The 25,809-nt window shown below is 49.7% G+C and carries 25 protein-coding genes; 12 read left to right on the top strand and 13 right to left on the bottom strand.

What is annotated here, in order from left to right; genetic code table 11:
- The 3 genes from HRM2_RS05180 to HRM2_RS26935 all read right to left on the bottom strand — a co-directional run bounded on the left by HRM2_RS05180 (position 1) and on the right by HRM2_RS26935 (position 2,566).
- Complete coding sequence (locus tag HRM2_RS05180; RefSeq protein ID WP_015902952.1) at positions 1-1,281, bottom strand: ATP-grasp domain-containing protein; 1,281 nt, start codon at positions 1,279-1,281, stop codon at positions 1-3.
- Complete coding sequence (locus tag HRM2_RS05175; protein ID WP_015902951.1) at positions 1,274-2,236, bottom strand: GNAT family N-acetyltransferase; 963 nt, start codon at positions 2,234-2,236, stop codon at positions 1,274-1,276. The genes HRM2_RS05180 and HRM2_RS05175 overlap by 8 nt, the downstream gene beginning before the upstream one ends.
- 156 nt (positions 2,237-2,392) lie before the next feature.
- On the bottom strand, positions 2,393-2,566 hold the full coding sequence (locus HRM2_RS26935; RefSeq protein ID WP_015902950.1) for a hypothetical protein: 174 nt from the start codon (positions 2,564-2,566) through the stop codon (positions 2,393-2,395).
- A gap of 394 nt (positions 2,567-2,960) precedes the next feature.
- Between HRM2_RS26935 and HRM2_RS05165 the strand changes: the two genes are divergently transcribed.
- From HRM2_RS05165 to HRM2_RS05135, 7 genes are all read left to right on the top strand, one after another.
- A complete protein-coding gene (locus tag HRM2_RS05165; protein ID WP_041273064.1) occupies positions 2,961-4,376 on the top strand; it encodes a sigma-54 interaction domain-containing protein in 1,416 nt (471 codons plus the stop codon).
- Positions 4,377-4,580: 204 nt separating this feature from the next.
- Entirely contained in the window at positions 4,581-5,285 is a 705-nt protein-coding gene (locus tag HRM2_RS05160; protein ID WP_148214561.1) for a phosphatase PAP2 family protein, read from the top strand.
- The gene (locus tag HRM2_RS05155; RefSeq protein WP_049770403.1) at positions 5,282-7,273 is read left to right on the top strand and encodes an LTA synthase family protein; all 1,992 of its coding nucleotides are present in this window, start codon (positions 5,282-5,284) and stop codon (positions 7,271-7,273) included. Before HRM2_RS05160 ends, HRM2_RS05155 begins: the two co-directional genes overlap by 4 nt.
- A complete protein-coding gene (locus HRM2_RS05150; protein WP_041273063.1) occupies positions 7,270-7,626 on the top strand; it encodes a diacylglycerol kinase in 357 nt (118 codons plus the stop codon). The genes HRM2_RS05155 and HRM2_RS05150 overlap by 4 nt, the downstream gene beginning before the upstream one ends.
- Entirely contained in the window at positions 7,623-8,306 is a 684-nt protein-coding gene (locus HRM2_RS05145) for a response regulator transcription factor (protein WP_041273062.1), read from the top strand. The genes HRM2_RS05150 and HRM2_RS05145 overlap by 4 nt, the downstream gene beginning before the upstream one ends.
- Complete coding sequence (locus HRM2_RS05140) at positions 8,303-9,712, top strand: sensor histidine kinase (protein ID WP_015902943.1); 1,410 nt, start codon at positions 8,303-8,305, stop codon at positions 9,710-9,712. The genes HRM2_RS05145 and HRM2_RS05140 overlap by 4 nt, the downstream gene beginning before the upstream one ends.
- 19 nt (positions 9,713-9,731) lie before the next feature.
- On the top strand, positions 9,732-12,134 hold the full coding sequence (locus HRM2_RS05135; protein ID WP_015902942.1) for a penicillin acylase family protein: 2,403 nt from the start codon (positions 9,732-9,734) through the stop codon (positions 12,132-12,134).
- 42 nt (positions 12,135-12,176) lie between these two features.
- On the opposite strand, the gene HRM2_RS05130 is transcribed toward HRM2_RS05135, so the two are convergent.
- Positions 12,177-12,932, bottom strand: a complete 756-nt coding sequence (locus HRM2_RS05130; protein WP_015902941.1) for a phytochelatin synthase family protein — start codon at positions 12,930-12,932, stop codon at positions 12,177-12,179.
- Between the two features lie 225 nt (positions 12,933-13,157).
- On the opposite strand from HRM2_RS05130, the gene HRM2_RS05125 reads away from it, so the two are divergent.
- The 3 genes from HRM2_RS05125 to HRM2_RS05120 are packed head-to-tail and all read left to right on the top strand — an operon-like array spanning position 13,158 to position 15,325.
- The gene (locus HRM2_RS05125) at positions 13,158-14,348 is read left to right on the top strand and encodes an ATP-grasp domain-containing protein (protein ID WP_015902940.1); all 1,191 of its coding nucleotides are present in this window, start codon (positions 13,158-13,160) and stop codon (positions 14,346-14,348) included.
- The gene (locus HRM2_RS26930; RefSeq protein WP_187149335.1) at positions 14,345-14,500 is read left to right on the top strand and encodes a hypothetical protein; all 156 of its coding nucleotides are present in this window, start codon (positions 14,345-14,347) and stop codon (positions 14,498-14,500) included. Before HRM2_RS05125 ends, HRM2_RS26930 begins: the two co-directional genes overlap by 4 nt.
- Positions 14,501-15,325: a potassium channel family protein gene (locus HRM2_RS05120; protein WP_015902939.1), complete on the top strand. Its 825-nt coding sequence runs from the start codon at positions 14,501-14,503 to the stop codon at positions 15,323-15,325.
- A 35-nt stretch (positions 15,326-15,360) separates the two neighbouring features.
- On the opposite strand, the gene HRM2_RS05115 is transcribed toward HRM2_RS05120, so the two are convergent.
- From HRM2_RS05115 to tpx, 8 genes are all read right to left on the bottom strand, one after another.
- The gene (locus tag HRM2_RS05115; RefSeq protein WP_015902938.1) at positions 15,361-15,948 is read right to left on the bottom strand and encodes a YceI family protein; all 588 of its coding nucleotides are present in this window, start codon (positions 15,946-15,948) and stop codon (positions 15,361-15,363) included.
- A 97-nt stretch (positions 15,949-16,045) separates the two neighbouring features.
- Entirely contained in the window at positions 16,046-16,696 is a 651-nt protein-coding gene (locus HRM2_RS05110) for a ferric reductase-like transmembrane domain-containing protein (RefSeq protein WP_015902937.1), read from the bottom strand.
- 78 nt (positions 16,697-16,774) lie between these two features.
- On the bottom strand, positions 16,775-17,026 hold the full coding sequence (locus HRM2_RS05105; protein WP_041273061.1) for a hypothetical protein: 252 nt from the start codon (positions 17,024-17,026) through the stop codon (positions 16,775-16,777).
- Between the two features lie 338 nt (positions 17,027-17,364).
- Entirely contained in the window at positions 17,365-18,417 is a 1,053-nt protein-coding gene (locus HRM2_RS05095; protein ID WP_187149334.1) for a phospholipase A, read from the bottom strand.
- Between the two features lie 5 nt (positions 18,418-18,422).
- Positions 18,423-19,004 (bottom strand): VOC family protein, encoded by a 582-nt coding sequence (locus tag HRM2_RS05090; RefSeq protein ID WP_015902934.1) that lies wholly within the window; start codon positions 19,002-19,004, stop codon positions 18,423-18,425.
- Positions 19,005-19,017: 13 nt separating this feature from the next.
- On the bottom strand, positions 19,018-19,653 hold the full coding sequence (locus tag HRM2_RS05085; RefSeq protein ID WP_015902933.1) for a nitroreductase family protein: 636 nt from the start codon (positions 19,651-19,653) through the stop codon (positions 19,018-19,020).
- Positions 19,654-19,683: 30 nt separating this feature from the next.
- Positions 19,684-21,033, bottom strand: coding sequence for a class II fumarate hydratase (locus HRM2_RS05080; protein ID WP_015902932.1), 1,350 nt, complete (start codon positions 21,031-21,033; stop codon positions 19,684-19,686).
- On the bottom strand, positions 21,030-21,629 hold the full coding sequence (gene tpx / locus HRM2_RS05075; protein ID WP_015902931.1) for a thiol peroxidase: 600 nt from the start codon (positions 21,627-21,629) through the stop codon (positions 21,030-21,032). Before tpx ends, HRM2_RS05080 begins: the two co-directional genes overlap by 4 nt.
- A 226-nt stretch (positions 21,630-21,855) precedes the next feature.
- On the opposite strand from tpx, the gene HRM2_RS05070 reads away from it, so the two are divergent.
- Positions 21,856-22,860: a J domain-containing protein gene (locus HRM2_RS05070; RefSeq protein WP_015902930.1), complete on the top strand. Its 1,005-nt coding sequence runs from the start codon at positions 21,856-21,858 to the stop codon at positions 22,858-22,860.
- Here HRM2_RS05070 and HRM2_RS05065 read toward each other — a convergent pair.
- A complete protein-coding gene (locus HRM2_RS05065) occupies positions 22,853-23,062 on the bottom strand; it encodes a hypothetical protein (RefSeq protein WP_041273059.1) in 210 nt (69 codons plus the stop codon). The two genes, HRM2_RS05070 and HRM2_RS05065, sit on opposite strands and share 8 nt — an antisense overlap.
- A gap of 124 nt (positions 23,063-23,186) precedes the next feature.
- On the opposite strand from HRM2_RS05065, the gene HRM2_RS05060 reads away from it, so the two are divergent.
- On the top strand, positions 23,187-25,778 hold the full coding sequence (locus tag HRM2_RS05060; protein ID WP_015902928.1) for an amino acid permease: 2,592 nt from the start codon (positions 23,187-23,189) through the stop codon (positions 25,776-25,778).
- Positions 25,779-25,809: the final 31 nt, after the last annotated feature.

The following is a 25,809-nucleotide window of genomic DNA, read 5'->3' as shown; positions in this document are numbered from 1 at the left end:
TTATTGGATCTCTACATTAATGAGCCTGGAAATCCCAAGGCAAAAGTCGTCAAAACTGTGGCCTGCCAGGCCATGGGGGAGCGCAACAATCACATGCCCCAGCAGCCATGAGTCATAATCCTGGGGGGGCATGGTGATCACATGGCCCGGCTTGCGGGTCAAATGTATTTTCCTGATGTCTGCCCGGTCGTTGAGCCGGTTCAGATCAATCCCCGTGAGAGTCCCGCCCCTGGGGGCGAAAATCCGCACGGCCATGAAGGGTTTAAACCCATGGGGGCCGTTGAGGATGAAAGGGCGTTTCTCTGCAAAGTCAAGGGTAAGGCCCAGAATGTCGAGGTTTCCCGATTCAACCAGCAAAAAAGGAAGGCAATCCCCCCCGGGCCGGGGAGTCATTTCAATGAGCATGGGTCCATCGTCGTGCATGATAAAATCAACCATACAGATACCCCGTTCAATCCCCAGGGCCGCTGCCCCCTTGAAAAGCAGGCGTTCAAGCCGGCCATGGGCCATGCCGGTCAGGACCGGTGCCGGAATCTCGTACCCCAGGATCGTTCCAAAGGGCTTGCCGGCCATTTTTATTTTACGGGCCGTTCGGACAATGGTCACGGCCCTGTTTTCAACAATAAAATCACAGCTGAATTCAATTCCATGAACCAGTTCTTCTGCAAGGATCCCACACGCCTGGCCCCCATTCGTTTTAAACAGCGGCCGTGTGGCCCGTTCTGCAAGCCCCTGGACCATGGCATCAAACGCCCGTTCACAATCAGCTTTAGTGGTGCAGCTGAAGACAAGTTCACTTCCGCTGCCCCAGGACGGTTTTAAAACAATCCCGGCTTCCATCCCGGCCATAAATCCCACAACCTGCTCCAGGGTGTTGACCCGCATTGACCGTGGACAGGCAACACCATTGGCCTGCCAGATTCTTTTACACGCCTGCTTATCCCGGCTGTTTCCAATGGCTCCTACACCTGGATAGTCAAGGGAATAACGGGCTGCAATCATGGCGGCCGTTTCCATGGATTCACAATCAAAGCAGGCTACTCCCGTGGGGTGCTGACCCCATTGGGAAAGATGGTCGTCAAGGGCTGACACGATTGTATCAATACGACCACTGTCAATGGGGCAAAGCATCTCCTCTTCCTTCCCAGGGAAGGGTTCTTCGGCCCTTTGCCTGAGTTCGGGGTCGGTCAGGAAAAGCCCGCGGCCGGGGTACTTTTTTCTAATCCAGTCGATATAATCCGGGGTGGTGCCGACAACAACCACCCTGGCATTGTCAGGCACAGGCGACCGCCATTTCCTGGAATTCTCCGTAGTAACGGGCAGAGTGTTTTTCCATGTTAAGCTGATAAAGGGGCACGGGTGTCAAATTGAACCGCGATTTCCAGTTAAAGTCACCGCAAAGAAAATCCACAGTTTCAATTTTTTCCTTACAAGAACGGTCCATATGGTGGAAATTAATCAGTTTGGCAACACCTGGAAATTCCGGGTTGGTAGCGCCGGCAAGGAGGGTGTAGCTGTTGTTCCATAGTGCCCCCATATCCACGGCTGCAATATCACCATCCACAAGCACGGTGGTGATGCGAAGCATCCCCTTTTTGTGCAAAAGAGCGGACAGGTTTTCAAAGGCGTAATGGAATCGCGAATCCCTGAAATATGAATTTTCTCCAAAAGCGGCCATGTTCATCCGCAGCATCTGATCAAGGTCATCCAGGCGGTTAAACCGATAGGTCACCTTTCGTGTGTCAAATTTCTTGAGTTCAGCCCTGAGTTTTTTCCTCATTTTTCCTGAAAAAGATTGCCAGTAACTCTCAAATGAAAAATCGTAGAGCCTGGGGAAAAACAGATATCCCAGCTCGTCCGGGGTCACCTGGTCCATGCGGCAAAACAGGGGATTCTGGACCAGGTATCGAAGATGAACCGATCCGGGAACAGAGTCCACAAGACGTTCAAACACCTCAGGGGTTCTGGCAATGATCCTGTTCTGCTCAAGCCAGGTTTTTCCATGCCAGGTTTCACCAGGGAACTGAATGTATTTATTTTCCTCTCCATCCCAGCAAAGGGGCAAAAAGCCCATAATCTTTTGATTTCCCTCAACCACATGAAAGCTCAAGGGCCTTAAGAAGGCATCATGGAAACACGACCGAACCTCCCATAGGTCAAAAAGGCCCTTGGCAGGCCATGCTTTTTCCCATACGAACCGGCACTCTTCAGGATCTTCATAGACTGAAATCTTCATGACACCACCTAATGACAGGGGGTAAGTTTGATTTTAGTTGCGAAATGGGCTGACATACGCGTGCCCCTGGTCAGTCTTGCAACGAATGAACGGTTCATGGTTTTATCTCCTTTTATCTTTTTCAAATACAGATCAGTTACAAACATGGTTTTGGATTTACCACTGTTCCTTTGGGTTTTCTTTAGTGTTTTCCTTCCACTGTGACTTTTTGCCAAGTTTCCTCCTGCGGGTCTGGATTTCCATCTCATCTTCCCAGGAAAATTCCTCGTCATAGGAGTCTTTAAATTTAGGGGTCTTCTGCTTTGGCTTTTTCTCTATTTCCTTGGTCATGTTCTCACCTTTAGGGTTTTTCCTGTGGCCGTGCAGTTCAGAATCCGCAAATCGCCCGCCAGGGTGGCTAATATGTTTCAACCAAAACAAAGCACATCCCGTGCCTCCATGATTTTTTTCCTTAAAAAAACAATTAAACAGCATAAAATTAGATGGTTAGCATTTCAATTGACCCCCACAGCCAAAAGACACTACCGGTATTTTTTTACCGAATATAAAAAAGGGGTAAGAGAATACCGATTTTTAGAATTAAACCATGGATTGAACAGGTTTAAAGCCCCCTGATCAAGCCGTCAATCTGGTTTTAACCTTGTCATTTTACAAATTATCAGTTAAGAAAGGAAGTTATCCAAGGACCAAAATGGTATTTTTTTACCGACAAGGAAAAATCCACATGCTCATCAGACTGGTGTGCGCAGTTAAAGACAAAAAACTCCATGCAGACCTTGAAAAAAGACTCTCCATTTTTGACGTTCAGTTAAAAATGATCAGCAGTCAAAAGACACCCTGGCAGAATCTGGTCCGCAGCTGTGCCGACATCTTTGTGGTCAGTAAATCACTCATTCCAAAGCCCATTGAATCCAGCGTGGCCATGCTCAACAATCTACCGGAAAAGCCGACAACCATTATCATCCACGACCGGGAATCCTCCGAAGAGCATGCCAACCTTCTGGCATCCGGGGCAGATGTGGTTCTATATTCAGGGATCTCACGGGGCAGCCTCATTGAAGCCATTGAAAGCACCCTTGAATCCAGGCGGCAATTCTACCTTGTTGACCGGTTTGACCAGCAGGGCAGAATCAAACCCAAACTCAGTGATTTTTTCTCAAACAGCAAAGAAATGCAGCTCTTCCTCGACGAGGTGCAGCAAATCGTCACAACTGATGCAACCCTTTTGATCCTTGGAGAAACAGGGGTGGGAAAAGAACATCTCTCCAAGGCCATCCATGGGGAGAGCCACAGATCCCAGGGTCCCTTTATTGCCATCAATACCGCGGCCATCCCGGAACAGCTCATCGAAAGCGAGCTGTTCGGCCACGAGCAGGGGGCCTTTACCGGGGCGGTGCGATCCCGCAGGGGGGCCTTTGAACTTGCCCACGGAGGAACCATTTTCCTGGATGAAATAGGTGAAATGCCAATGCCCCTGCAATCCAAACTGCTCCGGGTCCTCCAGGACTTTGAATTTACCCCCGTGGGGGGAGAAGTCCCCATCTGGGTGGATGTCAGGGTCATTGCTGCCACCAACAAGGATCTTGAAATGGAAATTGCCAAGGGAAATTTCCGCCAGGATCTCTATTACCGGCTGGGGGTCATGACCATGACGCTCCCCCCACTTAGAAATCGCCAGGAAGACATTCCTGCCATGGCTAACCACTTTCTCAGCGTGTGCAACAAAAAAATCGGCCGGGAGATCAAACAGTTCTCAGGGGTGGCCCTGGAAGCCATCTGCAACTACAGCTGGCCCGGAAACATTCGGGAACTGATCAATGTGATTGAACGGGCCGTTCTTCTGTGCAAGTCAGAAATCATATCCTTGAATGACCTTCCCAGCACCTTCCAGGAAAGTTTCTCCGAAATGCCCTCCCTGCCCAATCTCCAAAACATCGACACCAGCACCTGGACCGGCAAAACCCTTGTCCAGGTAAAAGAAGAGGTGCTCAACCGTGTTGAAAAAAGATACATTGAAATGGTCCTCAAAAAAACTGCGGGCAAGGTCGGGGCCGCTGCAAGGATAGCGGGAATCCATCCAAGGGGCCTGTATGGAAAGATGAAGAAACTGGGCCTTGACAAGGCAAATTTCAAGCTGTAATAGGGTTTTTCAAAAATCCTCTTAACCGACAGAAATGATCCTGAACAATTTACCAAGACCGGCCTCTCTCTTCACTATTTCTTCATGAAAGCTGTGCTATGTTCTGCATCCATGAATACACCAGCAGACCAAACAACATAGGGAACAGCGATGTACAACGGCTTTAACCCTTGGCACCCCCCCCATGGAGATAGTTTTTTCACCATGGCAACGGTGCCTTTTTTACTGATTCTTACGGCAGTTTATTTTGAATACAGCGGGCTCGACATCTGGTGGGTTTCCCACTTTTATGACGCTCAAACCCGTTCCTGGCCTTTCAGGAATCAGTGGCTGTTTGAAACTGTCATCCACCAGTGGGGAAGGCATCTGGATCTGGCAGCCGGCATGGTGTGGCTGGTGTTGTTTGCCCTGTCATTTTTCTCTCCGGCCCTTAAAAACCAGCGGCGAATTATGGTTTACTTTCTGGTGGCAGCCGGTGCCGGACCACTACTGGTGGGTGCCGGCAAGCACCTGACCCACATCTATACCCCCTGGGATCTGGCACTTTTTTCAGGCACCCTTCCCCACATCCGGCTGTTTGATCCTGTGCCCCAGGGCCTTCCCGTGGGCCATGCCTTCCCGGCAGGCCATGCCTCCGGGGGCTACGCCTTTGTATCCCTTTATTTTGTCATGGACCACCTGGGGGCTTGCCGAAAAGTATACGGTCTGATGACCGGCCTGGTCCTGGGACTCATATTTGGTCTGGGCCAGCAGGTCCGAGGTGCCCATTTCCCGAGCCATGACCTATTTACCCTGGTCATCTGCTGGTACGCGGCCCTAGTATTTTATCTTATTTTCTTTCCCCGGCAATGGTCCTGGGCCGTCAACAAAAATCCCCAAACTATGCCAACCCAAGGAGTACCCAAATGATAAATAAATTTTTCAACCATCCCAAAACACGCTTTGCCATGGTTTTCCAGACAGCCGTTGTTGCCCTTGCAGGTTTTGTTCTGATGCGATTGGTTTTTCTGGTCAGGACCTGGTCCCTTACCGACCATGGCATCACAGACCTGCTGTATATGTTTGGCCAGGGAATCGTGTACGACATGGCCTTTATCGGCTACGTCTGCATTCCATTCGTCATTGTTCTTTTCCTGATACCCAACAAATGGTTCAACACGGCCATGGTCCGGATTGCGGCCCAGGCAACCCAGTTTTCCATCGTGTATGCCCTTTGCTTTTCCATGGTTGGCGAATGGTTGTTCTGGGACGAATTTGGTGTGCGGTTTAACTTCATCTCCGTGGATTATCTGGTATACCGCCGGGAGGTCACGGACAATATCCTTGAGTCCTATCCCGTATTCTGGATTTTACCTATCCTCATGATCCTGACGGCGTTGATCTTTTACCTGATGCGGCCCTCGTTTTTAAAGGCAATGGCCGTGGATGAACGATTCTCCACAAGGGCGAAAATTGCCCTCTGCCTGCTCCTGGTTCCAGTGGCATCATTTTTTTTCCTGGACCAGTCCCAGCGCAATCAGTCCAGCAACAACTATGTGAATGAAATTGCCTCAAATGGCCCCTATCAGCTGTTTGCCGCCTTTCGCAACAACACCCTTGACTTTCGGCAGTTTTATGCCACCGCAGATGACAACATCCTGTCACAAACCCTCAAACAAGCGGTGTTTGAACACGACGAAAAGCCCTACTCTCACAACCTGTACAACATTGCAAGGCACACCCAGCCCCCAGCGCCACCCAAACACCTCAACGTCCTTCTGATTTCCGTGGAGAGCCTGAGCGCAAAATTTCTCACCCGCTTTGGCCAGCAGGAAAACATCACCCCGTTCATGGATGATTGGTTTAAAAAGGGCCTGCTCTTTACCAATTTTTATGCCACGGGCACCCGGACCACACGGGGCCTTGAAGCCATCACCCTTTCCATCCCGCCGACACCGGGCCGATCCATCGTAAAAAGACCGGATAACGACCACATGTACAGCCTTGGCAAGGTGTTCAAGGACAAGGGATATGACACGGCATTTTTCTATGGGGGTCGGGGGTATTTTGACAATATGAACACCTTTTTTTCAGGCAACGGCTACAGGATTGTCGACCAGACAAGCCTCAGCGACCAGGAGGTCTCCTTTAAAAATGCCTGGGGGGTTTCAGATGAAGATCTATACAACCGGGCCATAGTTGAAGCTGACAGGGTTTCTGGTTTAAACAAACCTTTTTTCTTTCATATCATGACGACCAGCAACCACCGGCCGTTCACCTATCCCGAGGGAAAAATTGATCTCGTTCCCGGTGAGGGCAAAAACGGCGCAGGCCGGTCCGGCGCCGTAAAATACACCGATTATGCCCTGGGACAATTGATAAAAAACGCAAAGGGCAAACCCTGGTTTGACAACACCGTGTTTGTGGTTCTGGCCGACCATTGTTCCTCAAGCGCCGGCAAGGTCGGCCTGCCCATTGACAAATACCATATTCCCCTTTTCATATACTGCCCAGGGCAATTTCACCCCCAGGAAATAGACCGGTTGTCAAGCCAGATGGATCTGGCACCGACCCTGCTCTCTCTGCTCGACTTTTCCTACGACAGTCTGTTTTTTGGCAGGGACATACTTGCCCCTGATTTCAAACCCAGGGCCTTGATCGCAAATTATCAGAAACTGGGTCTGCTTACGGAATCCGAACTCGTATTTCTCTCTCCAGGCAAAAAGATCAGCCTTGTCAACAGGAATTCAAAGGAACCGACCCTTAAAAAAATAAAAAAATCTTATCCCCTTGTTCAAAAATTGGTGGCATACTATCAGGGTGCTGATTATATCATTAGAAACAGGATCAACAGATGGTCAGACAGCAAGGTTGCCCTTGTCTCACCCCTGGAATCCACACACAAAGGCATGAAATGACACCATCAAAACCCACGGGACTTACCCGCATCATCAAGGCTGGAGGATATTCCCTGGCCGGATTAAAGGCAGCCTTTGTCCATGAAGCGGCCTTTCGACAGGAGATCCTTGCCCTGATAATCGGGTTGCCGGCGGCACTTTTTTTCGGTAAAACCGGCATGGAAAGGGCCATGCTCATTGCATCCCTTCTGGTTGTGCTGGTCACAGAGCTTTTAAATTCAGCCCTGGAGGCAACGGTTGACCGAATCGGCCTTGAGCGTCATCCATTGGCCAAGCAGGCAAAGGATCTCGGATCAGCCGCTGTTTTTGTCAGTATTCTCCTTGTCATCATTGTATGGACCCTGGTCCTATGAATATTCTCATTGTGGACGACGACTCAGAACTCCTTGACCATCTGCGCAGGGCCCTGGAAAGAAAACATTACCGCATCGAAACAGCTGAGAATGGCGAAAAAGCCCTGGACAAGATATTTGAAATCACCTATGACCTGATCCTGCTTGACATCATGCTTCCCCTAATGGATGGGTTGAGTGTCCTGAAACATATGCGCCAGGCCGGGCTGAACACGCCCGTGCTCATGCTCACGGCAAGGGGGGATGTGGAGGACAGGGTCAAGGGGCTTGATTACGGGGCGGACGACTACCTGGCAAAACCCTTTTCCATGGCGGAATTAATGGCCCGAATAAGGGCGCTCCTGAGAAGGGACGGCAAGCGGGACACCATTCTTACGGCAGGCCCCTTAAGTCTCAACACCATAAGCCGAACGGTTACCCTGGACAATGGGCCCATCAGTTTGACATCCAAGGAATTCTCCATTCTTGAATTTCTGCTGCACAACAGGGGAAGCGCCGTGTCACGGTTCAACATGGCCGAGCATGTGTGGGGAAATGAGTTTGATCCTTTTTCCATGTCAAATTTTGTTGACGTGCACATCAAAAATTTGAGAAAAAAAATATCCCCCCCCGGTGATAAGTACCCTCCAATCATCAGAACGATCCGGGGCATTGGTTTCATCATTGATGACACCCCATGAAGATACGCAAACGAATAACCCTGTGGATTTCCGGAACAGCCCTTTTGTCGACCATTGTGTTTTCCGCCATTATTTTTTTTGAGCTCACCCAGGAACCATTTAAGTTCATCGACAAAGAAATAAAGCATATGGCAGAGGCCCTCGTGGATCGCATGGCCCTTCAGGGGGAAAAGCCCCCCCCCTACGACCTCTCCCAGTTACCCTACCACCCGGATCTTTACTGGATAAAGGTAACCGATACCCAGAAAAACACCCTGTACAGCTCCAGAATCACCCGGTATACGGACATCCCCCCTTCCAGGAACAAAACCTCGTACATGGTTGAACGATCCATCCCGAAATCACAAATCCGTCTCGGACAGGATGACCATGGAGACGTTATGTTCAGGGTCATGGTCATTGAAACCCGTCTTAACGGTCTTCCTGTTTCAGTTCAAATTGCCAAACCCATTGAAGATCTCGAGGAAGAGATCCTTGAGCTGCTTCAAAATATTGCTGTAAGCCTTACCCTCTGCACCCTGATCATCATCGTTCTAAGCTACAATCTTGCCGGGAAGATCCTCAAACCCGTGGTTGACATCACCCGAACGGCAAAAAAAATCAGCGAAACTTCCCTGGACAAACGTATCCCCCTGGAACCAAACAAAGACGAGATGTATGAGCTTGCAACGGCCCTGAACAAAATGTTTGACAGGCTCCAATATTCGTTTAAACGACAAAGGGAATTCATCGGTAATGCCTCCCACGAGTTGAAAAGCCCCATTACCCTTTTGATGCTCGCCCAGGAAGAGATGCTCATGAATGATAACCTGCCACCATCAACCAGCGACAGCCTCATGCGCCAGCTTGCCACCACACGGCGAATGAGCCATTTGGTTAAAAATCTGCTGGATCTTTCCCGGCTGGAACAGCAGGAAACCCTCACCCGCAAACAGGTGGACTTGACAGCCCTTGCAAATCGCGTATTTGAAGACTATAAAGAGATGCTGGCGGCAAAGAACATCTGCACCCGGATTAACCTGGAAAAGGACCTTTTGATTCAAGGAGACCCGGAAAAGCTGTTTCGTCTCCTGATCAACCTTGTGGACAACGCCATCCGCTATAATTTAGAAGCGAAAGGCACCATCATCGCCACGGGTAGACAGACAAACGGGAACATACAGCTTGAGGTGTCCAACACAGGAAGAGCCATTCCCTGTGAGGATCTTGAGCTGGTTTTCGAACAGTTTTACCGGGTGGAGAAATCCCGTTCCCTGACCCATGGCGGCTCAGGTCTGGGGCTTGCAATCGCCAAAAAGATCGTTGACCTCCATGACGGCACCATTGCCATCACGAACGAACCGGACGGGTTGATTCGAGCAACCATTGTTTTACCCGTCTTTGCAGGCCCCCGGGCTGGTCCTTAAATCCTGAAAGGTGAAATGAATGAAATGGTTCAAGCTAAGTCTCATCCCCATCGTTTTTTTTGTTACCACCATTGCAGCGCTCATTTTTGTTGCCCCGTTTTTAAATGACTTTAACAACAAGGACGAACTCAAACTCACAGGACTCACAGGCCACGTAACCATACAGCGGGATGAGCATGGGATGGCGTATATCCATGCCGAAAATCTTGGGGATCTTCTCATGGCCCAGGGATTTGTGACAGCCCAGGATCGGCTTTTCCAGATGCAGTTGACCCGCCTTGCTGCCCAGGGAAGGATCTGCGAGCTTGCCGGCAGAGCGGCAAAAGATTTTGACGTACGCATGAGAACCATCGGTCTTCACAGAATAGCAGTAAAACACGCTGGACTTCTTGATGATCAAACAAGACAATTCTTTCAACGATATGTGGACGGAATCAACGGCTTCATTGAGTGCTGCCCCGGGGATCTTCCCCTGGAATTCAAGCTTGCCGGAATCAGGGCCGAAAAATGGACGGTGGCCGATTCCCTGGGCGTTCTCTATTATATGGGGTACTCAACCTCGGCAAATTTAGCCAGTGAGATAACGGCCCAGATGCTGCTGGAAACAGTTGGGTATAAAAAAACCTGTACACTCATGCCGGTCAACATCAACCCAGACGATCCCCTTGATACGGGCGATTTGTCCATACCTTCCCAGGAACGCCTTTCCTCATCAACAACCGGCATCAACAATCTTTTGGCCTACACCAGTGACAGAAAACTTCGAGCCGGAAGCAACAACTGGGCAATATCTCCAGCGCGTTCCGCCTCAGGCAGCGCCATTGTCGCCGGCGACCCCCATCTGGACTCCCGCACACTGCCCGGCGTCTGGTACCCTGTGGGCCTGATCGCACCGGGAATACGGGCAGTGGGGGTTCAAATTCCCGGCATTCCCGGCATGACCATTGGCCGGACTGACCACATTGCCCTGTCCGTAACCAATAATTACGGAGATATGGTGGACCTGTATGTGGAGACCCCTGACCCTGAAAACCCTGACAACTACCTTGAAGGCGATAAATCCATTCCCTTTGTCCAAATCAAGGAAACCCTTAAAATAAAAGACAAGACTGCCCCCCGGGGATTTTTGACAGAACCCATAACCATAAGGGCCACCCGGAGAGGGCCTGTGGTATCCAGTATCTTTCCAGCCCTTAAAACCCACAAACTCATCAGTTTAAGATTTGCACCGGCAGAATCCATGGATCCTTCCATCGGCCTATGTCATATTTTAACGGTCAAGACTGCCCAGGAACTGGCTGGGGCCTTGAAACAGGTTTCCATCCTCTGCCTGAACTGGGTGTTCGCCGACAATAGCGGAAACATCGGCCACCAGGCCTCGGGCAGAATCCCAATCCGCCACAACCAGGACGGCATATTCCCCTTTCCGGTAAAAGACGCCAGCGACAACTGGCACGGATGGATTCCAAGGGAAGAGATGCCCGGCACCATCAATCCTGAAAAAAACTGGGTTGGCACCTGCAACCAGAAGACCATACCCCATGACTTTCCCTATTATTATTCGTCCTATTTTGCACCTTCGTATCGGTACAGAAGATTGCAGAAGTTAATGGCACCAAGCCGTAAACAAACCGCAAATGACATGTGGCGTCACCAGAGGGACACAAAAAATGTCATGGCGGAAAAAATCGCTCCAATCATGGCAAAGGCCCTGATGGACCATGATGATACGGCGAACATGGGCAAACGGATCGCCGCCTGGGATTTAAGGGATGACCCGGACAAGGTGGCTCCGGCCATTTTTCAAACGGTTTATCATTTTTTTGCCATACTTGTTTTCCAAGATGAGCTTGGAAAAGAAAAAACGACTGACCTCCTGGGCAACTGGTATTTCTGGCAGGAACGGCTTGAACAATTCATTCTTGACAGGAGTTGCCCGTGGTTTGACAATATCCTTACCCCCGATAAAACCGAATCCCCTGGGGATCTATTCCATCTGGCGGCAATAAAAGCCGCGGCAATGTTGACGCAAACCCTTGGCAATGATCCTGAAAAATGGCAATGGGGAAGACTTCACACCCTTGAACTTGTCAACCCCATTCGAAGAAAAGGTCTGGGTAAAACGCTCCTGGGAACGGGTCCAATGCCCATTGGCGGGTCCGGAGAAACCCTTTACAGGGGATTATATGATTTTAACATCCCCTTTGCCGTCACCCACTGCGCGTCCCTTCGCATGGTTGTTGATCTGGCCGACAGGGATAAAATCCTGGCTGTCCTGCCCGGAGGCGTTACCGAAAGGACCTTTACCCCCCACCAACGAGACCAGGTCGAGGCATATATGTCTGGCGAGCAACAGTACTGGTGGTTCAGTGACAGGGCCATTGATGAACATCAAACATCAAAATACGTTCTCAACCCCTGACACTTCACAGTTTGAAAAACAAACGGCAAAATCCAAGAGGCCCTAAAGGCTTATGAAAATATAACCGCCCCGGCCAAATCCAAATGGTTTGAAGATATGGTTGTAATCTGTGGAGATCCCCCTGTAAAAGGTATCAAAACCCACCTTGTAGGGAAGGGGTTGGGACTGGTCCACATCCAGAATGGTTACCTTGCCGGTATCCAGGTCAAATCCACCCACGGGCGAAATATGGGGAATATTCAAATCCTGGACAAAGCTTCCCTGGTCAAAGTGGGCAATGATAAGGCAATTGCCCTGGTTTTCAAATTGTTCGAGCCTTGACACCAGGGTCTCCCTTATGGACCGGGATAATCTGCCAGGCCTTTCAGCCTGAACGGTCTCAACTGATTTATAATTGATGGCATAGGCGTCAAGGCTTGCCTTCACCACCTGGGCCAGCACGGCCAGGGGAAGCCCCCTTTGTCCATGGTAGCCGTTGTCCCCCATGCGTTCTTTCCAATGGGCGGCTTTTACCTTGTCAAGGATTCCCTGCTGGGTAATGGGGGTAAGGTTCAGGGGACGCTCCTTTTGAAGAATGGCATTGATGACACCCACCACTGAGGCAACCGAGCATGAGGAGCCATGGAACTGCTTGACATGGTGGCGGAATAAAAAATTTTTCACCTGGTTTTCACCCTCTTTATGGGGCGTAGAAATAAACTCAGCCCGGTTGGGCCCAAAGGTCCCGGTCCTGGTTATTTTATGAAAAAAATACCTAAGGTAGAGACAGGTGCGCATGATCAGTCTGGATATGTACATATGGGTTTATCACCTTCCATGTTGTTTTTTAATGATTTATGGAATCAATATCTGCCTGAAATCTTTTTTGTCAATAACCTAGACCTTCGGTTTGAGTAACTGGGTCTTTTTCCATGATTATCCAGGGAAACACCATTTGGAAGACGCTCTCCTCCTGTACTTTGGGCATGGCATGTGTTTATATGATTCAACATTGATATTTAAATTTAAGAAAGGGTTGAATAAATGTTCTTTGCAGACAAGCCATATATTTCGGATTTCTTTAAAATGAGCGTCAGGGACAATGGCATCCCCGTTGTGGATACGGATACGGCAAAACAGATGGACCTCTATGACGGTACCAAACGGATCAGCGAGGCCCAGGCCGTTGAAACCATTCAAAAATTAAAAGACCCCATTCTCTATACCACTTCGGAAAATGCCATCGGCTGGATAGCAGCGCATCTTGCGTTCAGCGACCTTCCGGGAAAGATCGAATTGTTTAAAAACAAGTTGAAATTCCGGGAATTGACAAAATCCCTTTTTCCGGATTTTTACTTTAAAGGAGTCGGGGTTGAACACCTTGAAAGAATTGAATTTCACCAATTGCCCCTGCCGTTTATCATCAAACCCATTGTCGGTTTTTTCAGCATGGGAGTTTACAAGGTATCAAATATCCATGAATGGGGCAACGCCATTGAGGCCATCAGGACAGAAATCGATCAAGTCAAAAATCTATACCCCCAAGAGGTAATGGACCCAAGTGCCTTTATCATTGAACAATGCATTGATGGAGATGAGTTTGCCGTTGATGCCTATTTTAACAGCCTTGGCGAACCGGTTATTCTGAATATCCTGGAACATGTTTTTTCTTCAGACAGTGACGTCAGCGACCGGGTTTACATGACCTCCAAAAAATTAATAGAGACCAATCTCAAGGAATTTACCGAATTTGCAGCAAAAATAGGCCGTCTGGCAGGGGTAAAAAACTTCCCCGTCCATATTGAACTCAGAAGAGACTGTTCAGGCATTTTGTTGCCCATCGAAGTCAACCCCATGCGGTTTGGCGGCTGGTGTACCACCCCGGATCTTGCCTATCTGGCCTATGGGTTTAATCCCTACCTCTACTATTACCTGCAAAAACAACCCGATTGGGCCGAAATTCTCAAGGACAAAGAAAACAGACTCTTCAGCGTCGTCGTACTGGACAATTCCACGGGCCTGAAAGCAGAGGAAATCGAATCCTTTGACTATAAACGCTTGATTTCAACATTTGAACGGCCAATGGAGCTGAGAAAAATTGATTTTAAACACTACCCTGTGTTTGGTTTTTTGTTTACTGACACCCGGGAGGACAATTTCATTGAGCTTAAAAACATACTGGATTCAGACCTTAATGAATTTGTAACAGCAAAATCATCTGGAGAAAAGAAATGACAGGTTTTATCGATGGGATTTATGGGAAGGGTGACGATGAATTCCCGGCTGAAACAAAAATACGCTATGATAAATTCATCACTGCCCATTTAGCCTCTGATATCATCCATGCGCCAGGCGTTGGGATTTGTGAGCGATTGGAAAGACAATAGATGGTAGAGATAAAAAGAAGGCTTCGCATTTTTATTGTTTTCTTTATCTGTGTCACCCTTTTTGGCACTCTGGGATTTATGTTCCTGGAGAACCAGTCGTTCCTGAACGCCCTCTATTATAACATCGTCACTATGTCAACCGTCGGCTATGGGGACATTCATCCCACCCACCCAGCAACAAGACTTCTGGCCATTTTTATTATTGTACTGGGCGGCGGCACCTTTATCGGGGTTATTGCCAACGCCTCGGAAATGATGCTTCTGAAAAGAGAAGTGGAACAACGGCTGAAAAAACAAAACATTGTGCTGGGCATTTTTTTCAGTGAGATGGGATACCGTCTTCTCCAATTTTTTTCATCCTGTGACATCGACCGGGAGGAGTTAGCGGATATGATGGCCATAGATGTGGGATGGTCTGAAAAAGAACTGCTGGCAATGGCTAAAACCTTTAAACGAACCGGGTTGAAAGTTGATATGCCAAAGGTTGATTTAACCGACCTGAATCAATTTCTCAACAAACGGCACACCTTTATGCTCAGGCTTCTGGAGAACCCTGTTCTGGTCGAACACGAAGGATTTACCGAACTGCTTCTGGCATTGGCCCACATGGGAGAAGAGTTGAGCAGCAGAGCAAGCCTTACGGCACTTCCGGGATCTGATTTAAAGCACCTGGCAGGTGATCTCAACAGGGGATATCATCTGCTGGTTAAAGAATGGCTCTCCCACCTTATTCATCTTAAAAAGAATTACCCCTATCTCTATTCCCTGGCCGCCCGGAAGAACCCATTTAACCCGAAGGCATCAGCAGTAGTGGACAACAGTTGACCCAGAACCCGTTCCTTTGCCTGCCGCTTTCTGACTCATCTTTTACCCACCGCCTCAACGGAAATTTGTACCTGGACGGTGTCACCCACCACCCCCATTTTGACGAATTTTCCGTCTCCCACCCCAAAGTCAAGGCGGTTAATAGAAAATGCGGTGTCAAAACCGATAATTTGCTCTTTTTTATTAAACGGGCTGGGAATGGCGCCATGGTAAATGAATGGAATCGCCATGGTTTTATGGATTTCTTTCAGGGTCATAGTGCCTTCAACAAGATAGTTGCTGCCATCCTTGTGGATGATTTTTTTTGATTTAAAATGTATGTCGGGAAACCTGTCAGCGGAAAAAAAATCATTGGATCGCAGGTGGGTGTCCCGTTTGGCGTTAGCGGTGTTGATACTTTTGACTTTAACGGTGAAATCAAACGAACTCTGGGCCAGGGCCCTGGGATCAAAAACAATGTTTCCTTCAAAATCAGAAAAATGTCCCCACACCGTGGAAAAAACATGTTTTACACCAAACCGGATACTGGAATGGTTTGCATCAATGACCCACGCATGGGCCAGGGCCTGTGATGATCCCACGAACAGCAGAAAGATCAGGATAAACAACGTGATTTTTTTCATTACACTCTCCTTTATCTTTGGTCGTCCGTTCCAGGGCAGTGGGACTCACCCGGTTCCTATGACCTGTCCCATGGGTGATCCACCCCACCCAGAACTTTCATTTGTTAAAAATACGTCTGTAATAAATACGTAAAAAAAGGAGCATTGCCCCGCCACTGGCTGAAAAAAGTGCTACCCGGGGTATGCCGCTGTCAAAAGATTCGCTGACAAATAGAATATGAACCAGGAGGAGCGTCTCAATAAGGGGTGTCATCCACCGGTGAAGTCGTTGCCAACTGTTCCAAGAGAGCCCCAACCGGGATTGCCACACGGACATCCCCCCTACTCCCACCACCAGCAACAGCACCACCACACCCACCAATTCCGGCCAATATCGTTTCTCCAGGGGGAAAAAGGTAAAATTTTCAGCGGCAACGATGAAAAAAAGGTGGAGCAGACCCAGTCCCAGGATGATTTTGCCGCTTGTTTTATGGAAAGAATAAAGATGTTTCAAAGAAAAGATTCTTTCCAGTACAACAAAACGTGAGACGGGGATGACCTGGAACAGGATGAGCATGGCAGCTAAAAGTCCCAGCATCTTACCGCTGCGAAGCATGATTCCATCAACTCCCAGTTTGTAATAAAGGCTGGAAGATTCAAATAAAAACGGAATCGTCGCAGCAGCGACTATCAATAGGATCCCACCACCCAAGACAACACCCTGCAGCAAGATCCGGGTACTTTTTTTAAATGGAGGTAACTTTTTCATGGCTACCTTCCTTGTCACTGTGAATGACGGGGAACGGTGTCATTGTCGGGCAAAAAAACGTGCAATCCTCCCATGGGGTCAATTGGCGGCTTCTGATTTCATGTTGAGATAGTGCTGTCGCTCAAAATAAGTATGGGTATTTTTGTCAAAAATGGCTTCATTTTCATGGATCAGCCGGGAGCAGTCGTCAGGCCATGGACCACATGCCATGACAACGGTGTCTCCCAGATTAAATTTTTGTTTGCAGGCCGCGCACCCTTCTTTATTATATGTGTTAAGGATGTCAAGGGTTACGATATATTTTGTTTTTGATTTAAATGTCTTATTCATGAAGGTCCTCCTATGCTGGCCCATCAAAGTCGTTTTTTTAAAAGAACTTTTAATTTCGCAGGCTCTATTAATTAATAATAAGGAGTGTTTTGGTTGGGTGCAAGCGCTTCTGTAATTAAAAACCAATTGTAACCTAAAATTTGCAAGCAGCAAAATTTTTCCCATTAACATTTTCAAGTACCTGGGCCCGAGACTCTGTTACCAGCCGTGAAACATCAATACCAAGAACCTGTCGGATGTCATCATCCCCAGCTTCAAGGGGCGAACCGGTACATATTATCAGCTCCCCCGAAGTGATGCTTATGACCGGGAAGATCATGCAACGGCTGAGAATCTGTTCAGTTCCACTCCGTGAGAATAAATCCCAGCCCCACACGATTCACACTGTGGTTGTAGTCCAGAAGGCTCTCACCATACCCCAGGTAATACTGGAGATATCCGCTGATGCGGTTGTTCAGGGGGAAACTCCAGTCAAGCTGTATGGCCCCCCGGTTCTCGTCATCGTCAAGGTTGTTTCTCACCATCATGGAATACCGATAGTTTTTCCAAAAATAAGACGTCCGGATCTCGCCATACCCCAGGTAATCTTCGATATCCGGGTTATCGTCACTCTCGCTGTCCTCGGGAATCCGGTACCAGGATTTAAGTTCAACGACCAGGCTGTCGTGGGTGGAAAAAAGACCTTTACGTTCAAATCCAAAATTGGCAACAATCCTGTTCCAGCTCCGGGACAAAGATTCGGCCCTTCCGTTGGACTGGTGGTTCATCCCAAAATTGATTGTTCGAAGGGTCATTCCCAGAACATTCAGCTCCATGGGCAGGTTTAAAAGCAGCTCAGGCTCATAATTGGTTTCGCGAAACGGGGAAGATTGGTCAACATTGTAGACCTGCCAGAATGAACGCTGGGTGTACCCGAGCCACAGATCCACATTATTCTTTCCCCCAATATCCTCCCAGAGTTTGGTCTTAAAGCTCAATTGAAACGTGGCCTCGGACTTTTGCACCTTCCTGCCGGGAAAACCATCCTTGATGGGATCCTCATTGGGGGAAAAGTTAAAGGAAAAAGGAAGGATATAGTTGGAACGATGCATCCGGATGGCAAATTCACCCCGGGACTGATCCCTGTCAAGCTCCCACAACCGGGAGAGATAGGAGGGCTTTGCCACAGGAGCCACACAGGTGTCGAGCTTGTTCACAGGTTCAGCCTTTTCCACGGATGCTGACCCTCTGTTGGCCATCCCATCGTAGCATTGAAGGCGGAGCAGATCGTCCTCAATGGCGGCACATTGACTGAGGTTGTCTTGAACCTCTGCCCGGGAAACGGCAGGCAGCATACACGATAGAAAAACCACCGCCCCCAAAAAGAACATGGCTTTTCGAAATCTAACCATCAATATCATGATTTTCCTTTCCCAAGGATGAAGCCCTCTCCAGGATAAATCGTTCTCTCCGACACCGGGACGGGTTGTTTAACTTCAGGCCACCGGCCCGCCTGGGGTTCAGCGCCTTCACTACCCAGGGCAGACGGCCTGGTATCTGCCATGATCGGATGTCTACGAAGATCCATCCCTGGGACGTTACAGCTGAACTCAATGGGAATATGGTTGGGATCAAACGAGTAGATGGAATGGATAAAACCGTGGTCTATCACCTCTGAGACCCAGAACCCGGCAGTCTCAAGTTTCTGCTTTAACTGCCAGAGGTCCTCCTGGGATTCAACCCCCACGGAAACGTGGTCAAATGCCAACGGTGTTTTAACTGGAGCACCATGGTCTTTTTCAGGAATTTTCTCGACCTGTGGCCATTCAAAAAAGGCGATCATGTCATGCTGGGAGATCTCAAAAAAATAATGGCGGTAGCCTGGACGGCCAAGGCCTGCCACAAGGCGCATACCTAAAAGATCCCGCCAGAAACGGATGGTCATATCAATATCTGCCGTAGCCATTGCCAGATGGTTGATGCCTGTATACGTCACCATGGTCTTGTCCCTATCATGATTCAAAGGTCACCAGGATATCCTCGGCCCGCCGTCTCCATTTTGGCGGTGCCATTTTAAAATCATCCCCCACATACCCCACGGCCAGGAGCAGGGGAATCCAGAAATTATCCGGAATATTAAATGCCTTTCTCACACCGTCATGGTCAAACCCGTCCATGGGGTGGGTTTCAAGCCCCAGATCTTTGGCGGCAAGCATCAACGACATGGCAAAGAACCCCGTATTTTTGCAGGCAAATGCCTGCTGTTTTTCAGGTGTTTCGCCGTAAAGGGAGGTACGGGCATCGGCAAACCACTGACGCTGTTCCTCCTTCATGGCCCCTGATTTCACCATCTCACTGAAATTTTGTTCAACAATGGGATGGCCCTCTTTCCAGGCGTCCCGATCGGCCAGCACAATCAGAACCACGGGAGCTTCAGTTACCTTTGGCTGGTTCCAGGCAAGTTTTTTGAGCCGTTCTTTTTCCCCGAATTTTCTCAACGCCACAAGGCTCCAGGGCTGGAGGTTAAACCCCGAGGGTGTCATAGCTGCGGTTTCGATCACCTCTTTTAACAGCGCCTCAGACACCTCTTTTTTGGGATCAAAGAAATTGACCGACCGCCGCTGTTTCATTACCTCATGAAATTCCATATCAGGTTTCCTTCGTTTAATGGTTAGGTTTCAGGGCAGAAATGATTCAGGTAAATTTTCCTGAACAAGAATTTCTCTTACCGTTTGTCCTGTTTCATGGGCCTTTTTTGCAATGGCTGAGGCCCTGTCATAGCCCACATGGGGAACCAGGTAGGTGGCCATGGCAAGGCTTTTTTCGATGTTAGCCCGGCATGTTTCAAGATTAGGCAAAATTCCCTGGATACATTTTTCAGCAAAAACAGCCGCTGCCGACGAGAGCAGCCCGATGGACTGCAACAGGTTATACCCAATGACCGGCAGCATGGTGTTGAGTTCAAGATGGGCCGTCTGGGCGCCAATGGTGATGGTGGTGTCGTTCCCCACAACCTGGGCCGCCACCTGAATGACGGCCTCTGGGATCACGGGATTGACCTTGCCCGGCATAATCGATGACCCTGGCTGGAGCGCAGGAAGGGTTATCTCTCCAAGACCTGCCCTGGGACCGGACCCCAGCCATCTAATATCGTTGGCTATTTTCAACAGGCCCACTGCAATGGTTTTCAGAGTGCCACTCACTTCCAGGGCTGCGTCCTGGGCACCCTGGGCCTCAAAATGATTCTCTGCCTCATGGAAGGTGAATCCGGTTTCATGGGATATCGCCTGGATGACCTCCCGGGCAAAACGTTCATGGGTGTTGACACCCGTACCAACGGCAGTGCCGCCAAGGGCAAGGGCACAAAGGTTTTTCCCTGCCGTCCGGATCCTTGCAATGCCAAGTTCAACCTGCTTTGCATATCCTGAGAACGCCTGGCCCAGGGTCATGGGAACGGCGTCCTGGAGATGTGTCCTTCCGATCTTTTTTACCGCTGAAAAAGCGCTGCTCTTTTCTGAGAGCACCTTTAACAGCAATTCAAGGGCAGGAATCAGGGCCGTATTGATCTCGACCAGGGCCGCCATGTGGATCATGGTGGGTATCACATCGTTGCTCGACTGCCCAAGATTCACATGATCGTTTGGATGAACCGGTTTTTTCCCTTGTTTTTCACCCGTGAGGATCTCATTTGCCCGGGTGGCAATCACCTCGTTCATGTTCATGTTGGTGGAGGTTCCGGAACCCGTCTGAAAGACATCCACCACAAACTGGTCCGCAAACTTGCCGTCAATCACCTCCTGGCAGGCTGAAACAATGGCCGTTGAGAGGGTCTCATCCAGCAAACCCAGACGGACATTGACACGAGCACCATGCTTCTTCACCAGGGCGAGCATGCGGATGAACACCGGTTGAAACACCATGCCGCTGACCTTAAAATTATCAACGGCCCGCTGGGTGCTTGCCCCGTAATAGGCATCCATGGGCACCTCAACCATGCCCATGGCATCTTGTTCCCTTCGATATTTCATCCAGCCCTTCCGTCATCACAGGGTTCATCGTTCTCGTTGAGCCTTGAATGTTCTGCCGTGGAGGTTTGGGTACATACATTTTCAGCCGAGACTCTTTTTCCAAGGACCGTCAGCACCGGTTCATAGTCCGGTTCGGTTTTAAGCTCCGGCACAAGCTTTGAAAAAATCACCGTTCCTTGTTCATCCATCACCACAACCCCCCTTGCCAGAAGTCCAGCCAGGGGACCGTCAACAATTCTAAGGCCGTAGGCCCGGCCAAAATCCCTGTTCCTGAGTTCTGTTACCGGGATGACATTCTTCAACCCTTCGGTTTCGCAGAACCGGGAATGGGCAAACGGCAGATCAAGGGAGACACAGAGGACAACGGCGTTTGCATAGTTGTTGATTTCACTGTTAAAACGCCGGACCGACGCAGAGCACACCGGCGTATCCACGCTTGGAAAAATGTTCAGCACCACCTTTTTTCCCGCCACATCCTTTAGCGAAATGTCCGTCAAATCTGTTTTGGTAAGCAGAAATTCAGGTGCTTTTTCTCCAACTTGGGGTAAATCCCCTGACGTATTTGCCGGGTTACCACCAATTGTAAACTTAGCCATAATATCCTCCTGTTTTGAATTTAAAAGAACGCTAAAGAATACCATTCTTTTATGGATTAATCGAACTATTTGTCAGGCCGTTTGTCAAGGTCAGGCCTTGATCATCCTTTTGGCCAATGAAAATTTTACCCGGGAGGAATTCGACTGACCCAGCATTGTTCTTTCCTCCCAGTGGTTTTTCCTGTATCCTTGAAGGTATTATACCCATGATTAAAGGGGGACGAACATGTATATCGCAAAATTCATCCACCAGGGACGACCCCGGTACACCCTTCGCCAGACCTGCTGCCAAAACAACGGGACACTCACCTTTAAAGACCTTGCAGACCTGGGCTGTGACCCGTCAAAATTCATTGAATACCCGGGAGGCAACGCCTTTTATATGGCAGAGACCCTGTTGGACCAGTTGGAAGCATTAGACATTGACGTGGATGCGGACCATCTTGAAGATCTGTTTCTGCCGTTCCTTGATCCGGAAATTTACCGGGCAGTGGAGGTTTTTCTCAACCGATCCCAAACGACCGCCCGGTTGACCCCCCAAGAGGCAAACACCCTCCACCAATCGCTTTCCTCCTTTGACAAAAGAAGGCTCCACTACCTCAAGTTCGGCACCATGGACCAGGGTCCGGTTGCCACAATGCCGGCAGCGATCATGGGGGACCTTCATGGAAAATGCAGGGACGAAATCGAACAATACTTTATCCGCCACGAGGCAGCCCTTGGACACACGGAACTTAAATCCTACCTCTTTGTCGCCTTTGACCTCCAGCGATTTTTTTCCGGCATTCTGGCCAGAAAGATGCCCCAGGCCCTGGACCAGGAACGGGTGGACAATCATTTTTTAGAAGAGATATGTGCCATCCATGAACGCCTGTTCTCCAAAGATTCTGCTGGCACAGGATCAACCCTTCACCCCTATCTGGTGCGATACCTGATCTTTTTTTATGACAATGAATATATGGGTTCCACTCTGCTGGATGATTTTGCACGACAATTCATGGACCGGCACCGATCCTTCCGCCCTCCTCCTCCCCGGCCAAAATTCAACCTGGACAAGGCCTGCTCCATTTTCGGAATTTCCAGGAACAAGCTAAACAGGCTTACAAAAAAAGAGCTCACCCAAAGATACCGACGGCTTGCCCGGACCAGTCATCCGGACAGGGGAGGCACCCCCGAGGCCTTTGTGGCGCTCACCAATGCCTTCCAGCGCTTAATCGGCACCGTCACCTAATGTCCTTTTTCGACCGGGATCGAAGCCGGATATTGAGCATTTCCACCCCCATGGAAAAGGCCATGGCAAAATAGATGTAGCCCTTGGGAATATGAAAATCAAGCCCTTCGCCAAGCAGCGTTACGCCCACCCGGATCAGAAAAGCGAGGGCCAGCATCTTAAGGGAGGGGTGGCCATCCACGTCCCAGGGTTTGTGATCCACTCCCTAGGACCTCCGGTTTTGAAATAATACTTGCTCCCAACAGTAGCTGTGCGTAATATGCCATGGATACGTGGCAAACACAAACAAAGTTCCACCTTTGCAACCAAACTTAATCGGGTGACAGATGACTACTGAATTTTCCCTAGGTACGGGGAGTAAGGATCAGGCAATTGCTGATAAAGAAACAACAGGTAAACTCGGCACCTTTGCAGGCGTTTTCACGCCCAGCGTTCTTACGATTCTGGGAATTATCCTGTTTTTACGCCTTGGATATGTGGTGGGGAATGCAGGTATTGGCAAGTCTTTGATCATCCTTGTCCTTGCCAACACCATATCGATCCTTACCAGCATCAGCCTCTCTGCCGTTGCCACCAACCTCAAGGTCAAGGGCGGAGGGGATTACTACTTGATCTCCCGAACCCTTGGAATGGAATTTGGCGGTTCAATCGGCCTTGTGCTGTTTCTGGCCCAGTCTATTTCCGTGGCCTTTTACTGCATTGGTTTTGCAGAGGCAGTGGCGGTCTTTGTCCCTTCATCCACAGCCATGACCACCCGACTTATCGCCTTTGGCGCTGTTTCCTTTCTGTTTGTTTTTGCCTGGCTCGGCTCAGACTGGGCCACCAAATTTCAATTTGTGGTCATGGCCCTTCTTATAGCGGCACTGGGATCGTTCTTCTGGGGCGGGTTTACCCATTGGGACTCGGCACTGTTGACAGCCAACTGGGTGAACACGGAAAGCACGGTTCCTTTCTGGATTCTGTTTGCCATTTTCTTTCCTGCCGTTACCGGTTTTACCCAGGGAGTGAGCATGTCCGGGGATCTGGCAGATCCGGGAAAAAGCCTGCCCCTTGGAACCTTTCTTGCCGTGGGCGTTTCCATCCTTGTTTACCTTGCCTCAACCTTGATCTTTTCCGCCTCCCTGCCCAACCAGCAGCTTGCCTCAAATTATGGAGCCATGAAGTCCATCGCCAAATACGGTTTTCTCATAGACGCTGGTGTGGTCGCTGCCACCCTGTCGTCGGCCATGGCCTCGTTCATGGGAGCCCCCAGAATCCTCCAGTCCCTTTCGGCGGACCGCATATTCTCCGTCCTCAATCCCTTTGCAAAGGGCAGCGGCCCAACGAACAATCCAAGACGGGGAATCCTGCTGTCGGCGGCCATTGCCATTGCCGTCATTGCCCTGGGGCAGTTGAACCTCGTTGCCCGGGTGGTTTCCATGTTTTTTCTCATCTCCTACGGGCTGCTCAACTATGCTACTTTTTTCGAAGCAAGAACAGCAAGTCCATCTTTCAGACCCCGATTCAAATGGTTCTCACCCCACCTGAGCCTTGCAGGGTTCCTGATCTGTGCAGGCGTGATGCTGGCCATTGATCCCAAAAGCGGGGCAGCAGCTATTGCCGTTCTGTTTGCCATCCACCAATACCTCAAACGAACGGACAAACCTGCAAGATGGGCTGACAGTTCCCGGGCCTATCACATGCAGCAGGCCAGAAACCATATCCTGGCCGCAGGCAAGGAGCTGTCCCATGACCGGGACTGGCAGCCCCGCCTGCTGATCCTGGACCACGGCAAAGAAAAACGTGACATGCTGCTGACCTTTTCATCATGGATCGAAGGGGGTTCAGGGTTTGCAACGGCCCTCCACATCCATGAGGGAGAAGGCCTGGTTGCCGTAAGAGAACGTAACGTCATCCAAAAAGAACTTACGGGATTTATCCGGGAGAGGGATCTGCCCATGGTCCCCCTGGCGGTATGGGCTCCGGAATTTTCAGAGGCCCTGGAAACCGTCATCCAGAGCACGGGATTTGGCCCCATAACCCCCAATACCGTTGTCCTCAACTGGTTTGACAAACCAGGGGATACGATTCCATGCCGGAATCAGTACGCCTTTGTTCAACACCTCAGGACCCTCTTTCGTGCAGGGTTTAATATTGTGGTGATGGAAGTCACCCCTCGGGTCTGGGATCAACTCCAAGAGATACCCGCCGAACAGCGATTCATTGACGTATGGTGGCAGGATGACGCCACAAGCCGTCTAATGCTTTTGTTTGCCCACTTGATGACCCGGAACAAAACCTGGCATGGGGCTGTCATTCGTGTGCTGACCAAGGGCAACGGCACCCGGATTGAAGCTGAGAAAAAAGCCCTGGGCAAAATTCTTGAAAATGTGCGCATTGAGGCCCAGGCCGTCATTGTCCCGTCGTTTGCCTCCGAGGTTGTGGTGGAAAACTCCAGGGCCGCCGCCATGGTCTTTCTGCCCTTTACCCTCAAGGCCAATCATCTGACAGACCCAACGGGCAAATCTTTTGTCAATTCCCTCCCCCGACTGCCCATCACGGCCCTGGTGCTTGCAGCAGAAGATATTGACCTGGAATCCGAGCCTGAAGAGGGGGCAACCGCCTTGATTGCAGCCGCCAGCGACGCCCTTGAGGCAGCCGACAAAAAGGCTGAACGGGCTGAAAAACGAGCACGTGCAGCCCGGGAAGCCCTTAATGCCCTCAATGCAAAGCTTGCAGAACTAGAGAATGGCACTGAAAAGGCCATCATTATTGACGAACACAAGGAACTCAAACAGGAACTCACAACGGCCGAGGAAAAGGCAGAAAAGGCCTTCCGCAGTGCAGCCAAGGCCAAGACAAAGGCCGTGGATGCACAAAAAACAGCCGAAGAAATCATGGACGATGCAGCCGTCAAGAAAATGCCGGGAAAAGGGTAAGGCCCATGATTTTTGATCATGGGGATAGTGA

Origin of the sequence: Desulforapulum autotrophicum HRM2 (assembly GCF_000020365.1) — a bacterium.
In the GTDB taxonomy this organism is placed as follows: Bacteria; Desulfobacterota; Desulfobacteria; order Desulfobacterales; family Desulfobacteraceae; genus Desulforapulum; species Desulforapulum autotrophicum.
The sequence above is the reverse complement of the archived record's forward strand: the minus strand, read 5'-3'. Positions and strand labels throughout refer to the sequence as shown.